The sequence below is a fragment of the Jeotgalibaca porci genome (assembly GCF_011299095.1).
Classification (GTDB): Bacteria; Bacillota; Bacilli; order Lactobacillales; family Aerococcaceae; genus Jeotgalibaca; species Jeotgalibaca porci.
The window spans coordinates 1,757,471-1,772,714 of sequence record NZ_CP049889.1 but is presented as its reverse complement, the minus strand read 5'-3'; the positions used below and the strand labels follow the sequence as shown (position 1 = coordinate 1,772,714).

14 protein-coding genes and 1 tRNA gene are annotated in these 15,244 nt (G+C 40.7%); 9 read left to right on the top strand and 6 right to left on the bottom strand.

From position 1 onward, the window contains the following. Positions 1-65: 65 nt before the first annotated feature. A complete protein-coding gene (locus G7058_RS09080; RefSeq protein WP_166063238.1) occupies positions 66-1,019 on the bottom strand; it encodes a Gfo/Idh/MocA family protein in 954 nt (317 codons plus the stop codon). A gap of 108 nt (positions 1,020-1,127) precedes the next feature. Here G7058_RS09080 and G7058_RS09075 point away from each other — a divergent pair, with 108 nt between their 5' ends. The 7 genes from G7058_RS09075 to G7058_RS09045 all read left to right on the top strand — a co-directional run bounded on the left by G7058_RS09075 (position 1,128) and on the right by G7058_RS09045 (position 6,207). Then, positions 1,128-1,586, top strand: coding sequence for a flavodoxin (locus G7058_RS09075; protein WP_166063237.1), 459 nt, complete (start codon positions 1,128-1,130; stop codon positions 1,584-1,586). Between the two features lie 33 nt (positions 1,587-1,619). Then, positions 1,620-2,504, top strand: a complete 885-nt coding sequence (locus G7058_RS09070; RefSeq protein ID WP_166063236.1) for a coiled-coil domain-containing protein — start codon at positions 1,620-1,622, stop codon at positions 2,502-2,504. Between the two features lie 14 nt (positions 2,505-2,518). Beyond that, entirely contained in the window at positions 2,519-3,061 is a 543-nt protein-coding gene (locus G7058_RS09065) for a GNAT family N-acetyltransferase (RefSeq protein WP_166063235.1), read from the top strand. Between the two features lie 174 nt (positions 3,062-3,235). Then, positions 3,236-4,480, top strand: coding sequence for an aminopeptidase (locus G7058_RS09060; protein WP_166063234.1), 1,245 nt, complete (start codon positions 3,236-3,238; stop codon positions 4,478-4,480). A gap of 505 nt (positions 4,481-4,985) precedes the next feature. Continuing rightward, on the top strand, positions 4,986-5,246 hold the full coding sequence (locus tag G7058_RS09055; protein WP_166063233.1) for a hypothetical protein: 261 nt from the start codon (positions 4,986-4,988) through the stop codon (positions 5,244-5,246). Positions 5,247-5,310: 64 nt separating this feature from the next. Next, a tRNA-Arg gene (locus tag G7058_RS09050) sits at positions 5,311-5,383 on the top strand. Between the two features lie 104 nt (positions 5,384-5,487). Continuing rightward, positions 5,488-6,207, top strand: a complete 720-nt coding sequence (locus G7058_RS09045; RefSeq protein ID WP_166063232.1) for an MBL fold metallo-hydrolase — start codon at positions 5,488-5,490, stop codon at positions 6,205-6,207. A gap of 14 nt (positions 6,208-6,221) precedes the next feature. On the opposite strand, the gene G7058_RS09040 is transcribed toward G7058_RS09045, so the two are convergent. The 3 genes from G7058_RS09040 to guaC all read right to left on the bottom strand — a co-directional run bounded on the left by G7058_RS09040 (position 6,222) and on the right by guaC (position 10,148). After that, positions 6,222-7,037: an HD-GYP domain-containing protein gene (locus G7058_RS09040; protein WP_227004425.1), complete on the bottom strand. Its 816-nt coding sequence runs from the start codon at positions 7,035-7,037 to the stop codon at positions 6,222-6,224. Positions 7,038-7,866: 829 nt separating this feature from the next. Further along, positions 7,867-9,012 carry an N-acetylglucosamine-6-phosphate deacetylase gene (gene nagA / locus G7058_RS09035; protein WP_166063230.1) on the bottom strand — a complete coding sequence of 382 codons (1,146 nt, stop codon included), beginning with the start codon at positions 9,010-9,012 and terminating at the stop codon, positions 7,867-7,869. 101 nt (positions 9,013-9,113) lie between these two features. Then, positions 9,114-10,148 (bottom strand): GMP reductase, encoded by a 1,035-nt coding sequence (gene guaC / locus G7058_RS09030; RefSeq protein WP_166063229.1) that lies wholly within the window; start codon positions 10,146-10,148, stop codon positions 9,114-9,116. Between the two features lie 221 nt (positions 10,149-10,369). Here guaC and G7058_RS09025 point away from each other — a divergent pair, with 221 nt between their 5' ends. Continuing rightward, positions 10,370-11,527, top strand: a complete 1,158-nt coding sequence (locus tag G7058_RS09025) for a galactokinase (protein WP_166063228.1) — start codon at positions 10,370-10,372, stop codon at positions 11,525-11,527. Further along, a complete protein-coding gene (gene galT, locus G7058_RS09020; RefSeq protein WP_166063226.1) occupies positions 11,524-12,975 on the top strand; it encodes a UDP-glucose--hexose-1-phosphate uridylyltransferase in 1,452 nt (483 codons plus the stop codon). Before G7058_RS09025 ends, galT begins: the two co-directional genes overlap by 4 nt. A gap of 233 nt (positions 12,976-13,208) precedes the next feature. On the opposite strand, the gene G7058_RS09015 is transcribed toward galT, so the two are convergent. Both G7058_RS09015 and G7058_RS09010 read right to left on the bottom strand, forming a co-directional pair. Next, entirely contained in the window at positions 13,209-14,369 is a 1,161-nt protein-coding gene (locus G7058_RS09015; protein ID WP_166063225.1) for an MFS transporter, read from the bottom strand. Positions 14,370-14,372: 3 nt separating this feature from the next. Beyond that, positions 14,373-15,209 (bottom strand): Cof-type HAD-IIB family hydrolase, encoded by an 837-nt coding sequence (locus tag G7058_RS09010; RefSeq protein ID WP_166063224.1) that lies wholly within the window; start codon positions 15,207-15,209, stop codon positions 14,373-14,375. Positions 15,210-15,244: the final 35 nt, after the last annotated feature.

The following is a 15,244-nucleotide window of genomic DNA, read 5'->3' as shown; positions in this document are numbered from 1 at the left end:
CATATCTGACGTCTTTCAACAATAATGTTAAAGGAAACAACAAGCAAACTCAAACGATAACCCTTTTAGTTAGATAGGAGTTTTTCGAACCAATGCGTCACTAACGCTGCCCCGACCACGTCAGCTGGACTTTTACTTTTTCCATTTAATTCATCTACTACTGCTTGAATAAAAGCCAAACCAACATGCTCAGGATCCATCATTTCGTGGACTGTATCATTCAAAGTAACGTCGGTAATACCCGTTCCCGAAAACACCATTTTCCCGGAAGTTCCGGTAATAGTGACTTCATCCAACTCATAGCCAGCTACGTAACACCACGTTGCGGTGCCAATGATGCCCGTTGCAAATTGCAAAGTAGCCACAGTGGTATCTTCAACGGGATATAATCCGCCGTTATTAAGAGCCTGACCGCTCAGGTGGGTCAGGTGTCCGAAAAAATAACTCAAGTAATCTAGCACATGCACTTGGGTATCTAACGCTTTACCACCGCCTGCTTCGAGTTGTAAGCGCCATGGCAAAGGCTGTTCATAATCAGATGCTTCTGGTTTTCTAAAATGGCGAATATCGACAGTCAACGGCTTGCCAATTAATCCTTCTTCCAGACTTGTTTTAATGAATTGTATTTTTGGCAAACTGCGACGATAAAAATTAACAAATACGGGAACATTCAGTTTTTCCGATAGCATAATAATCTCCAGGCATTCCTCATGCCGAATAGCCATCGGTTTTTCAATCAAGACAGCTTTACCAGCTTTCAACGCTTGGATGGCGTAATTATAATGACTCTCGGGCGGTGTCGCAATGTAGACAGCCGTAATAGCACTGTCGGCCAGCATTTCTTCAACCGTTACGTAAACTTGTCCGTGACCGTGGCGCTCCACCCAATCTTCCGCACGTTTGGTCGTACGGTTGAAAACCCCCTTCAGCTGACTGCCCTCTGCTTTGTATAATCCCGGACCTGTTTTCTTCTCGGTTACATCACCGCAACCAATCATTCCCCAGATAACTTCTTTCATTCTTAACGCCTCCCATCTTTCCTACTATTATACCGTTCACGGATGATGTAACCTATTCAAAAATTTGTTATACTTTGAATAAAGATGAATGAAAGAAGGATGATTGCCATGACGCAAGCTTTGATTGTCTATGCGAGCCTAACAGGAAATACAGAAGAGATTGCGGATATTACCGCTGAAATATTTGAGGAACATGGGGTCGATGTAGACATCGTCGAGTGCGTACAAGCGGACCCAGCTGATTACGAAGATTATGATTATTGTATCGTTGCCAGCTATACATATGGTGTAGATGGTGATTTACCAGATGAAATTGTCGACTTTTATGAAGAGTTGGAAGAAATTGATTTAACTGGAAAAATATATGGCGTTGTCGGATCCGGCGATACCTTCTACGAACAATTCTGTACCGCCGTTGATGATTTCGAACAACAATTCGAAAAAACAGGCGCTAAAAAAGGTGCTACAGGCGTAAAAGTAGATTTGGATGCGGAAGAAGAAGACGTTGAAAATTTACGTACATTTGTTAAAGGTATGATTGAAACGCACGATTCAACTGTCGGATAACGAGGAGTACAATTGGAACTGGGGAGATTATCTATGGATGTAGGTATGGAATATGAAGTCTTATTACTTCAGCTCGGCTCCCTCACGCGCAAGCATTATGCTGCTGAGGAAACGTTACGTGAACAGCAAGAAAAGTTAGAGAATGCGATTAAGCGCATGTCCAAGAAAAATGCCAATTTGGAAAAATTGCAACGTGAATCTCTTTCTAACACCATTTTAAAGTTGTTAGGATCTTATCAGCGTCACGTTGCCTTTGAAGAAAATGATATTATTAGTGCGAAACTGACATTCGATAAGGCATACGCGTTAAAAATAGAAGCACATCGAAGCGTCATTGCTCTGGAATATGAAATCGAAGAGAAAAAGCATCGCATACGTGAAGTGAAAGAAGACTTAATTCGTCGTAATATCGCTTTAGAAGACACCGTAACCGAGATCGAACAGCAAATTATTCGTCTGCGCTATGAATATGTCCAAACACTGGAAGCGGAGGAAGCTTCTTACCAGTTATTGGAAATTATCACAGATATTATGGCGACTCTGGATACTTCTCAGACTGTTTCCAATTGGGATCAGATTACCGAAATTGACTACCTGCTGAACCATGTCGCTCCGGAAGAATTAGATGTCGCCGAAGCAATGTTATTAGACTTGGAAAGAAAAACGCAGAATCTCGAACGTGAACTTCACGATTTAAAGTATATTTATGAGAGTGAATATCAAACTCTGACGCAAGCGGGCCCAGCTATTACGAAGTTCTTTAAAGACCTTTTCTCGGAGTGGTCTACAAAAGCAGTCGTGGAAAAAAGCTTGGTACAATTAAAGCAGTTGGAAAACAATGTCACTGATTTACTGGCAAAGATTTCAACTGAAAAATCTCGTTTGGAACAGGAATACGCCTCAATAACAGAAAAGTAAAAGGAATTGATACCATGCACGTTTTGCCCGCAACAACACCTGAACAATTTGATCATATCCATGCACTTTATTTAACTGCATTTCCGGAAAATGAACGTAAATCTTTCACACTGATGCAAGATTTAATGAAAAAAGGATTACTCGATATCGTCTTTTTTGAGACGGACGACCAGCCCTTTATCGGCTTCGCAATCTTAGCGATTCATGACCAAACCATGCTCGTTGATTATTTAGCAATTAACCCGGATTATCGCGGTAAAGGCTATGGCAGCACAGCTATAGAATGGCTCATAAAAGAGTACCCGCGCCATAAGATTTGTCTGGAGATCGAGTCGACAAATGTGGACTCGGACAATCCTCAAGAAAGAATCAACAGAAAAGAGTTTTATTTGAAGAATAAGCTCACGATGCTTCCTTTTGAGGCTGAGGTATTTGAGGTGCGGTTCGAGTTGTTAGCAAATGATACGGCTATTTCACCAGAAGAATTTGTTGCAATTTACCACAATGTCTATGGTCCGCACATTTCTAAAAATGTCAGTATTATTGATGCCGAATAGTCTATGACAATTCGGGGAACCATGTTATAATGGTAACGGTTACTTTCCAGTGATCGCTAATTAAATCCCCCCAAAGATTTAATTATTTCTATTCCCCGGCATGAGCTGGGGGATTTTTTTTTGCTTACTTATGGTATGATAGAGAATATTAATTATAAAGGAGTGTCACATTTTATGGTTTTACCAAATTTTGAAGAAAATTTACAAAAATATGCACGTTTGTTAATTTCAAAAGGAATTAACGTACAAGATGGTCACACTGTAATCATCAATATCGACGTTGACCAAGCACCATTGGCTCGTCTTTTAACGAAAGAAGCTTATGCTTTAGGCGCTGAAGAAGTTATTGTTAAATGGGCAGATGACATCGTAACACGCGAGAAATATTTGCATACACCTGAAGAACGTCTAACAGACATTCCACAATACCGCATTGATGAATCAGAAGATATGATTGAACGCAAAGCAAGCCGCTTGTCAGTTCGCTCTGCTGATCCTGATGCTTTGAACGGTGTAGATAGCTCTAAATTAGCTGCAGTTATGAAAGCTAACTCGAAAGCATTGATGGCACAACGTATTGCAACACAAGCAAATAAAGTTTCTTGGACTGTTGCTGCTGCTTCAGGTGCAGCTTGGGCTGCGAAAGTTTTCCCTGAGTTGGAAACAGAAGAAGCACAAGTAGACGCATTATGGAACGAAATCTTCAAAACTTGTCGTGTTTATGAAGCAGATCCTGTTCAAGCATGGGACGAGCACGAAGTACGTCTACGTTCAAAAGCTGATGTATTGAACGCTGAACAATTCGATTCTTTACATTATACGACGCCAGAAGGCACTGACTTAGTAGTCGGTATGCCTGAAAAACATATTTGGGATTCAGCTGGTGCTGTTAACGCACAAGGCGAAGTATTCGTTGCGAACATGCCTACTGAAGAAGTTTTCTCTGCTCCAGATGGCCGCCGTATCGATGGTGTAGTTAAATCAACAAAACCATTAAGCTACAGCGGAAACATTATTGAAGGTATGACATTTACTTTCAAAGATGGCGCTGTAACAGAAGTTTCAGCTGAAAAAGGCGAAGAAGTCTTGAAACATTTAGTTGAAGACAACGATGGTGCTCGTTCATTAGGTGAAGTGGCATTGGTTCCACATAAATCTCCTATCTCACAATCAGGTTTAGTATTCTTCAATACTCTATTTGATGAAAATGCATCTAACCACTTGGCATTGGGATCTGCTTACGCATTCTCAATCGAAGGCGGAACAGAAATGACTCAAGAAGAATTAGCTGAACGCGGTATGAACCGTTCAAACGTTCACGTTGACTTCATGATTGGTTCAGAAACAATGAACATCGATGGAATCCGTAAAGATGGCACACGTATGCCAATCTTCCGTAACGGTGACTGGGCATTCTAATTAAAGTGTCTGAAAAGCTTCGCACAATTTTACTTGTGCGAGGCTTTTTTAGTTTGTTCTAGGGCATCTGGATGCAAAAACGACTACTCAAATCGAAAATGTCGTTTGAGTCAGCGTTTTGGGCGGAAAACGACTACTCAAATCGAAAATGTCGTTTGAGTCAGCGTTTTGGGCGGAAAACGACTACTCAAATGCAAAATGTCGTTTGAGTCAGCGTTTTGGGCGGAAAACGACTACTCAAATGCAAAATGTCGTTTGAGTCAGCGTTTTGGGCGGAAAACGACTACTCAAATCGAAAATGTCGTTTGAGTCAGCGTTTTGGGCGGAAAACGACTACTCAAATCGAAAATGCCGTTTGAGTCAGCGTTTTGGGCGGAAAACGACTACTCAAACGCGAAAATCGATTTGAGTTAGCACCTCGCTAGTAATTAACGGATATCTTTTTTACATTATTTATTCGTTGCGTTATAATTAACTAAACAAACAGAAAGCTGGGTGAATTCTTTTGGAAAAGAAAAGCGCTAAAGAAACACTAGAATATATCAAGCCAAAACCAGAAAATGAATCGCCACCTAGAAGTTGGTTCTACATTTTGGTTGGCGTTATCTTGATATTTGGGCTAACTTTTATTTTTCAAGAATTTAATGAGCAATCAGATGAGAATATAGACCCTACTAGCTTTGAACAGTTGAAAGATGACGTCCGTAGCTTGAATTTTAAGATTTCCGAGCTCGAGCGTCGTATAGAAGAGATGGAGTCCAGATAACCAGTTTTCCCACTGGTTTTTCTGGACTTTTTACTACTTTAGTGAAATAATGAATACTGTTTTTGGTCCCGTAGCTCAGTGGAGAGAGCACTCGTTTCCTAAACGAGGTGTCGGAGGTTCGATCCCTCTCGGGACCGTTTTTTTTATGAACAGTATGTATTACATGTTATTTTCGAGGGCTTTTTATTGACTGAAAGCGCGCATTAATCGTATGATTGGCTTCTGAAAGTGAGGTCATGCAATGCTTGAGATTGAAACATTTGCGAATGCAAAACAAATTACCATTGAAAAAGAAAATAACCTTTTTATTATAGAAGAGAATGACGGCTTAATATTGATTGATACTGCCGTCGAATCCGAACAAATCAATGACGTTATCGCATTGATAAAAGAAGATGGCCGTCCTTTAAAAGCCATCGCGATTACGCACAGTCATGATGACCATTTAGGGGGCTTGATTGCCTTTAAACAGGCCTTTCCTGATACACCCTTCTTATTCCCCGAACGTGAGTATCAGTTAATCTTGAAAAAAGAATTACTACCTTCTGATAAACAAGTTCCATTAAAAGAAGGCATTCCGAATCAACTACCCTTTGTTCCTGATAAACTATTGGTAGCTGGTGATAAGGTCGGAGAATTGGAAGTCATTTTTACGCCTGGGCATACACCTGGACACATTTGTTTCCACAACCCAGCTAAACATTACCTCTTGGTAGGCGACGTTTTGCAAACTTTGGGTGGTGCTGCTATTTGTGGCGTTCACCGCGATGCTTTTCCAAAACCAGCTCGTTTGAACTGGGATTTGGCATTAAGTATTGATATGGTGAAAGGGTTCATAGACCTGGATCTCGATTACATCGGTACAGGTCACGGAGAAGTAATGACGCGTCCAAATGACGTTCTTCCGCTTACAATTACAGAAGCTGAAGCACTCATCTCTGTTGCACATAACGCTTCATAACAAAAAACGGCTTCCTACTCTAATATAGAGCGGGAGACCGTTTTTTCATTTATCTTAAATTCCTTGTTCCTATTTAATACATTTAAAAAGGCATCTGTTATTTCTGGATCGAACTGTTTACTCTTGTTCTTTACAAGTTGATCCAGCGTATAAGCCATATCAAACTCATCGCGGTAAACACGTTTTGAAGTCATCGCATCAAATGCATCTGCAACAGCTACAATCCGTGCAAATAAAGGAATATCTCTCCCCTTTAGTCCCTCTGGGTAACCCGTTCCATCATAGCGCTCGTGATGGTAACGAACAATATCCAAAACACCATTTTTCCGGTAATCGTCTATGTGATTAATCATTTGATAACCAATTTCCGCATGTGATTGAATGGTTTTGTATTCCTCATCAGTTAACTTCCCATTCTTCATCAGGATGCGTTCAGGAATTCCTATTTTACCGATATCATGAAGAAGTGCACCCGTCCGAATACTATCGATACTTCCTCTGGATAAATTCATTTCTTCAGCAATCGAAACAGCATAGCGCGCAACATTTAGAGAATGATTCATTGTGTAAGTATCCCGATAATCCAAAGCAGTCGATAAAGCTTTGATTAACTCGAGTTGATTATTCTTTATTTTTATAGCATGTTGCATCAAAGCAGCAGAAATCACCGCCACAACATAATAGGTTAAAACACGGGTTATGAATATTCCTAACGTCAAGGATTCAATCGGAATAAAAAAGAAACGAATGGTCACAACCAGCACGTTCACCAAGAATAAGAACACGGGCGACTTATAACTGTAGGCAAGGCCGAAATTTGTAGCTAACAAGATAAATAAAATACTAAAATAGTCGTTATTCCTAAAAATAACACCATTTAAAAGCATACTTGTTAATAGAAGCCAATAAAAACTTCGTCGGAGGAACTCAGGCCTGTCTATTAATTTTTGAATTACTTTATATATTTTACTCTCTCCTCTACAAGATGACGTATCCAAAAAGCGCCTCATTTGACATTGAATCGTACTTCAAAAATTTAACACTCTCATAATAACAAATACCGACAAATAGTGCTAGCCCTCTTCTTATAATACAATGAGAACCGTTTCCAATAAGGAGCGGTTCTCATTTCAATATAAATCCAAGTTCAGCAGGCTGACATTCGTTAGTCATTTTGAAGTGAGTATAAATCGAAAAAGCCTTTAATTCGAGGATTTTTTTATTCAATTATTTTATTTCGAGGGACCAACGAAAAGAAACGACGATTTTCTTTTACTAAAACATCTGACAACAAATGCCTAAGAAACGAATCTAATTTTGGCCCTCCTTTTTTGTTTGCGTATAAACTAATGTTTGACGAAAGTTTATTACACCATCGCCACTTAAATTATAATCTTTTATGACCTATAAATGCAAATTAAAATTTTAAGCAATCTTACGTTTTAATTTGCATTTTACTAAAAATATGTTACTGAATATTATTATAAATATCACTGACAATGGACGAAAACCTAGATAAGATTAAAATTAAGTTAGAATTCATCTCTTTTTAAATAGCGATATATTTTTAAATTTAGTTAAAAATTAGGCAACATTAAGATACGATATTGTTTAATTAAACGACTACTGACGATCAAGTTTAAACATTTGTTTATTTTATTATTTTCTAAACACAGACTTACCGTCTAAATAGGTTTCAAGCAGACCTAAATCTTGGTCAAGTATCAAGAAATCAGCAGGATGCCCTTTCTTGATTTGTCCACAGCGATCATCAATGCCTACACTCTTAGCCGGAACAATGCTTGCCATGTTAATCGCTTCTTCTGGCGTCGCAATTCCCCAAGCAACAACGTTTTGAACCGCGGTAATCATTTCCAATACGCTACCGGCTAAGTTGCCGTCTGATTTCAACCGTGCTGCACCGTCTTTAATCGTAACTTCGAATTCCCCTAACATGGAGTCTCCCTCGCCAATTCCACCACCGCGCATACAATCCGTCACAAACATCGTTTTGTCACGGCCATGCGCATCCATTACAATACCCGCTGATACCGGATGAACATGATGGCCATCACAAATTAATTCTGAAAAGGCATCTTTCAGACTCATTGCAGCACCTACCACACCCGGTTCACGGTGGTGAAGTCCACGCATACCGTTAAATGTATGAACAAAGATGTTTGCGCCCTGATCAACCGCCGCTTTACATTGCTCATAGGTCGCATCCGTATGGGCGATTGCAACGTTAATGGCATTCTTAGTCGCATAATCGATAAATGGTAATGCCCCTTCTCGTTCTGGTGCAATAGCAATTTTACGAACTGATCCATTTGCTAATTCTTGCCATTTTTTCAAGGTCGTAATGGACGGATCGTTCATATATTTAGGGTTTTGTGCTCCTTTATATTTATCATTAAAGAAAGGTCCCTCAAGGAAAATACCTTGTATTTTTGCACCTTTAATTTTATCGACGTTCTCCCCAATCGTCTGACAGACCGCATCCAAATCTTCTGTTGGAGCGGTTAGCGTTGTAGGCAAATAAGATGTTACACCACAAGATAAAATACCTTCGGAAATAATATTTAAACCTTCAACATTATTATCCATGACATCATGGCCGTTATAACCATGAATATGTGTGTCTACAAATCCGGGTGCTACCTGCTTGCCACTGTAGTCCAAGATTTCACCTTCCGGCTTCTCCGTTTGAAATCCTCCAAACTTCCCATCTTCGATCGCTAGATATCCGGGACCTTTAACACCATTTGCACAATAAAAAAGCTCTGCATATACATACTTTTTCACATGATTCGCCTCTTTTTCTTTTTATGTACTTTCATTTTATACTAAAAACGGATATGAAAAAAGCAGATTAGGAAAGATAACCTAATCTGCTTCAGAAAGTGCTATAGAATTGTATCGCCTTCACCAAAGCTTGAACGTCCTGCTTCGATGATTGCTTGATTGGAGCTGTCTCCGTTATAGATAGAGTTTTTAACTAAAACGTAATCACATTTACGGATAGATGCTAAATCATTTCCACCTGCGTATGAGATAGATGATTGTAGGTCTTGTTGCATTTCTGTTAATGTATCGCTTAGTGCCCCTCTATAAGGAGTCAGAATTTTCTTACCTTCGACGTTTTTGCGCTCGCCTTTTTGGTACTCAGATGCGCTACCGAAGTATTCTTTATATTTTTGTCCGTTAATTTCTTTAATGCCACCTGGTGACTCATCGTGTCCAGCGAATAATGAACCGATCATAACCATGGATGCTCCGAAACGTACAGATTTCGCAATATCACCGTTTGTACGAACGCCGCCGTCCGCAATCAAAGGTTTGCGTGCTGCTTTTGAACACCAGCTAACTGCTGCCAATTGCCAACCACCTGTACCGAAACCAGTTTTAATTTTTGTTGTACATACTTTACCAGGTCCAATTCCAACTTTCGTTGCATCAGCACCGGCGTTTTCTAATTCACGGACACCTTCTGGAGTTCCCACATTACCCGCAATTAAAAACGTTTCTGGCATAACTGATTTAACGTGCTTAATCATCTTGATAACTTGATCAGAATGACCGTGCGCAACGTCAATCGTTGTGTATTCTGGGACTAAACCCTTTTCGACTAATTCGGTCACGAAATCAAACTCAGCTTCTTTGATTCCCAAGCTAATTGAAGCAAACAAACCTTTCTCATGCATTCTCTTGATAAACGGAATACGTGCCGCTTCATCAAAACGGTGCATAATATAGAAGTAACCTTCTGCTGCTAGTTTCTCAGCTAATGGCTCATCTAAAATCGTCTGCATATTTGCAGGAACCACAGGCATTTTGAATGTTCTTCCTCCAAATTCTACTGAAGTGTCACATTCTGACCTGCTCTGTACGATACTCTTGTTAGGTATCAGTTGAATATCTTCGTAATCAAATATTTTCATTTTATTAAAATTCCTTTCTGTTAGTGCACCATGTTGGCTTTACACAGATATCAGAACTTGAAATATTAAGTCCCAAAAATAAGTTACACTATATTCATTCTTTTGTCAAAGTCTAGCGCTCATTTAAAATCACAGTTAATTTTTACTAATTATTTTACTTATGTATTGAGTAAATCAAAGAAAAGGTTTACAATGTAAGAAAAATCATGAGGTGACTATAGATGAATCATTTAAGCAAAGCGTTTCTTAAACACTTTAATTACGAACCGACTGCTTCCTTTTTTTCTCCTGGGCGTATTAACTTAATCGGCGAACACACAGATAACTTTGGCGGCCACGTTTTTCCTGCAGCCATCACACTGGGTACTTATGCGGTTGTGGGCAAAAACAATACCGGTCTGTTGCGTCTCTACTCGCTTAACTTCCCTGAAGTCGGCGTCATTACTGTCGATTTAAACGAACTAGATTTTCGTAAAGAAGATAACTGGGCTAATTATGTCAAAGGCATGGCGAAGTATTTGAAAGAAGCGGGTCATGCAATTACTGTGGGACTGGACATTCTAATAGAAGGAACCATTCCCAATGGCTCCGGTCTCTCTTCTTCTGCTTCTTTGGAAATTCTAGCAGGTATCATTTTTGAAAAAATGAACGACCTGACTATTGATCGTTTGGATATCGTAAAACTCGGTAAGAGAGTTGAGAATGACTACCTGGGCTTGAACAGCGGGATTATGGATCAATTTGCTATTGGAATGGGTGCGAAAGACCAAGCTCTACTCTTGGATACAAATACCCTCGTTTATGAAAAAATTCCGGTCAAACTGGGTGAGAACATTGTCGTAATTATGAATACGAAAAAACGGCGTGAACTTGTGGAATCAGCTTACAATGACCGCTTGCGTGAATGTCAAGAAGCACTGAAACGGCTACAGACAAAGCTTCCAATTGCTTCTTTAGGTGAACTGGACGAAGAAAGCTTCAATGCCCATACAAATTTAATTGGTGACCCCATCTTAATTAAACGGGCACGACACCCTGTCTTTGAAAACCGTCGAACGCTACGTGCGACGGAATATTTGAAAGCAGGCGATTTGAAAGCATTCGGTAAATTAGTGAACGACTCACACATCTCTTTAAGGGATGACTATGGAGTGAGTTGTTACGAACTCGATACCCTGGCGGAAAATGCTTGGGAGCAGCCAGGTGTTCTAGGTGCACGCATGATTGGGGCCGGTTTCGGAGGCTGCGCCATTGCGATTGTTGCCAAAGACCAAGCTGATGCTCTTATCAAAAATGTCGGCAAAATTTACGAGGAAAAGATTGGCTATCCAGCTGAATTTTATATTGCTGAAATCGGGGACGGTGCGCGTGCTCTATGATAAAAAGTAGCGATCAAGCGATTAGAAAATTGTTACAGATTGGCGTCTCGAAGGGATATATTGACCCTTTGGACGTCATATTGAAACAAAACCAGTTATTACAGGTGTTAAAAAAAGATAGTTTGCGGACGGATGAAACCTTGCCCTCAGAATTACCCGAAGCAAAAAAACTGTTCCCTCTTTTATTGGCGGACGCAATCGAACACGGGGTTATCACAGACACAATTACCCAGCGCGCGATTTTAAGCGCTCAAATAATGGCAATTATCACGCCGGATACCTCCGTTGTGAATCGTACGTTTTGGGATTTGTATAAGGAAAAACCTCAAGCAGCCACGGATTGGTTCTATGAATTAAGTCAGGTAAATGATTATATACAAACAGAAGCCATCGCGAAAAACATTGCCTTTGATTATGAATCCGACTATGGCACGTTAGAATTGACGATTAATTTATCCAAGCCTGAAAAAGATCCAAAGGCTATTGCGGCGGCATTAACTACTGAATCTGTTCACTATCCTTTGTGTCAATTATGTATGGAAAACGAAGGCTACAAAGGCACTCTAACCCACCCTGCTCGAGCGAACCATCGCATTGTCCGTTTCCAATTGGACGGAGAAACATGGGGATTACAGTACTCACCTTACGCTTATTATACAGAGCACTGTATCTTCTTGTCAGAAGAACACCGTCCGATGCGTATTGAAGAGAAGACGTTCCAAAACTTATTCGGCATTGTTGAAAAATTCCCGCATTACTTTGTGGGATCTAATGCCGATTTGCCGATTGTCGGCGGATCCATTTTATCGCACGAACATTATCAAGGCGGTCGCTACACGTTCCCGATGAACGAAGCAGATGTAAAAGAAACGTTCGTGCTAGCTGATTTCCCTACTGTTTCTTTTGGAATCGTCGCTTGGCCGATGTCGGTCATTCGCATGGAATGCTTGGATAAAGAGGCGCTAACGAAAGCAGCGGTGTATATTTTGGAGCAGTGGCGCGGTTACAGTGATGAAGCAGCTGAAATTATTGCGGAGTCTGATGGAACGCCTCACAATACCATCACGCCGATTGCTCGCCGTAATGGTGATACGTTTGTCTGTGATTTAGTATTGCGAAATAACCGCACTAGCGATGAGCATCCAGATGGTATTTTCCATCCTCATAGAGACGTGCAACATATAAAAAAAGAAAATATTGGACTGATTGAAGTGATGGGATTGGCGATTTTGCCGCCGAGACTGAAAGATGAACTGACGGAAGTAGAAAAATATGTAGCTGGTGAAACGTCCCAGATAGCGGATATACACCGTGATTGGGCTGACGAAATCTGTGAGTCTGGCGAGACCGTCGAGAATGCTACCGGTGCCGTTTTCCAACGTGTATTGGAAGATGCCGGTGTCTATAAAGATTTGGCAGCATTCAAGCGATTTACAAGTAGCTTATGAAAATACGGACATGATTGACTTAACATGTCTGGGTTTACAGATAAATTTGGACATGATTGGCAAAACATGTCTGCGTTTACCGATGAAATCGGACATAATTGACCAAGCATGTCTGGGTTTACGGATGAAATCGGACATGATTGGCTTAGCATGTCCGGGTTTCCAAAATAGTTTACATCGGATAAATAAAAGCGTCACCTCCTGGGCTAGTACTTAACCTGGAGGTGACGCTTTTATTTATTTTTCATCGTTCGGTTGAATCGTTCTGACATGACAACCATCAGCAATGCAAAGAATGCTAAGTAGAATGGAAAAATTGTGACAGAAATATTATTTGCCAATAAGCCGAAAAGCGGTGGCATGAATGTCGAGCCGACATACGCACCTGCCATTTGCAAACCGATAACAGCTTGCGAGTTGACCGCTCCAAAGTTAGTCGGCGTGGCGTGGATAATGGCCGGATAAATCGGCGCACATCCGAACCCGACAATGACTAAGCCAATGAGAGAAAAAATTTGGATGTCGGTCGGAATTAAAATCAAGACGACTCCGCCACACAAAACCGCTAACCCAATTCGAATCAACTGGCGATCATTGAACCAACGCGTCACGACTCCGGATAAGAAACGGCCTGCGGTGATTCCCACAAAGAATAGCGCACCATAACGCGCAGCCGTTTCGACATCTATTCCGCGTCCTTCAACCAAGTACGTGGTTGCCCACAATGCTGTTGTCTGCTCTACTGCAGAGTAAGCCAAAAAAGTTACAAGCATAAACGATAAGCCTTTCAGACGAAGCGTTTCTTTAAATGGCTTTACCTCGGTCTGATCTAATGTTTCCTGCAGTCCGTTCGCTTTCCAAAGCGGTAAGCTAAGGAATAAACAACCCGTCAAAATAATTTGAATAATTGCTATCGCTCTGTAGCCACCTTGCCAGCCGCTGGCATCCAATAAATAGTAAGCCATGATATTGGGACTGATGGCAGCACCCACACCCCAAAAGGCATGCAGCCAGTTCATATGGCGTGAAGCATAATACAAAGCCACATAATTATTCAAAGCGGCATCTACTGCCCCAGCACCCATCCCATACGGAATCGCCCATAGAACCAACAAATAAAAATGATTTGAAATACTAAAACCATATAATGCAATGGCCGTCGTCAAGACACTGACGGCAGTAATCATGCCCGTTCCAAATCGTTTCGTCAACCGATCCGACATGAGACTGGAAAAAATCGTCCCGACAGAAATCGTCATCGTAATAATCCCGGCATAAGAAAGCGGCACGCCTAAATCACGTTGCATAACGGGCCAGCCTGAACCCACCAAGGAATCAGGCAGCCCTAAACTTATAAAAGCAATATAAATAATCGTTAGTAATAATGCGTACATAAATTAAATATACCTCTCCAAGAATACCGCAATCCCGTCGTGGTCATTCGATAACGTCACTTCATCAGCAATATCTAAAATTTCTTGCATGGCATTCCCCATCGCCACACCCATTCCGGCGTACTCAATAATCGAGCGGTCGTTTTGGCCATCTCCAAATGAAATCACATTTTCCGGCAAGATACCGTGCGCTGTTAAAACCTTGTTCAATGAAAATGCTTTGTCGATTCCTTTATCTGTCAATTCGAAATAGAACGGCGTTGAGAACACACCGGATGTAATGTCTTCAAACGGCGCATGAATCTCTTGATAGACCTTTTGTAAATAATCCGGATTTCCCGCAATCAGTACTTTATTTTGCGGTTCGTCGACGAACGCAGCCAAATCTGCTTGTTCAGATAACAGGAAATGGCACATGCGCGCTTCGTATTCTACGATATTCATTGTAGGACCATCCAAAGTTTGTATTTCATTATGATAAACATCATTCACATACATATGCGTATCACCGTAAATCATTGGAATTACATCAAATTGTTTCAAATGCTCTAAAATATTTTTACTCAAGTCCGTATCCAACGCTTGGTTGAACAATACTTCTTTCGTTTCACAGTCCGTCACACGTGCACCATTAAATGAGACCAGATAGCCGTTATGTTTATCCAGTTCCAATTCTTCGGCCAAATGCCACATACCGCGAGTCGGGCGACCCGACGCAAGAATCACTTTAATCCCATTTTCCTGTGCTTTAATTAAAATATCACGCGTTTTTTTACTGATTACCTTTTCCGTTGTTACCAATGTTCCATCAATATCCAATACGATTGCCTTGATATCCATTCTATTTACCCCCAGTTAATCTCGTAGTCTTATAA

Coding starts and splice junctions, on each gene's coding strand:
- G7058_RS09080 (WP_166063238.1), bottom strand. CDS start 1,019: ATGAAAGAAGTTATCTGGGGAATGATTGGTTGCGGTGATGTAACCGAG.
- G7058_RS09075 (WP_166063237.1), top strand. CDS start 1,128: ATGACGCAAGCTTTGATTGTCTATGCGAGCCTAACAGGAAATACAGAA.
- G7058_RS09070 (WP_166063236.1), top strand. CDS start 1,620: ATGGATGTAGGTATGGAATATGAAGTCTTATTACTTCAGCTCGGCTCC.
- G7058_RS09065 (WP_166063235.1), top strand. CDS start 2,519: ATGCACGTTTTGCCCGCAACAACACCTGAACAATTTGATCATATCCAT.
- G7058_RS09060 (WP_166063234.1), top strand. CDS start 3,236: ATGGTTTTACCAAATTTTGAAGAAAATTTACAAAAATATGCACGTTTG.
- G7058_RS09045 (WP_166063232.1), top strand. CDS start 5,488: ATGCTTGAGATTGAAACATTTGCGAATGCAAAACAAATTACCATTGAA.
- guaC (WP_166063229.1), bottom strand. CDS start 10,148: ATGAAAATATTTGATTACGAAGATATTCAACTGATACCTAACAAGAGT.
- G7058_RS09025 (WP_166063228.1), top strand. CDS start 10,370: ATGAATCATTTAAGCAAAGCGTTTCTTAAACACTTTAATTACGAACCG.
- galT (WP_166063226.1), top strand. CDS start 11,524: ATGATAAAAAGTAGCGATCAAGCGATTAGAAAATTGTTACAGATTGGC.
- G7058_RS09015 (WP_166063225.1), bottom strand. CDS start 14,369: ATGTACGCATTATTACTAACGATTATTTATATTGCTTTTATAAGTTTA.
- G7058_RS09010 (WP_166063224.1), bottom strand. CDS start 15,209: ATGGATATCAAGGCAATCGTATTGGATATTGATGGAACATTGGTAACA.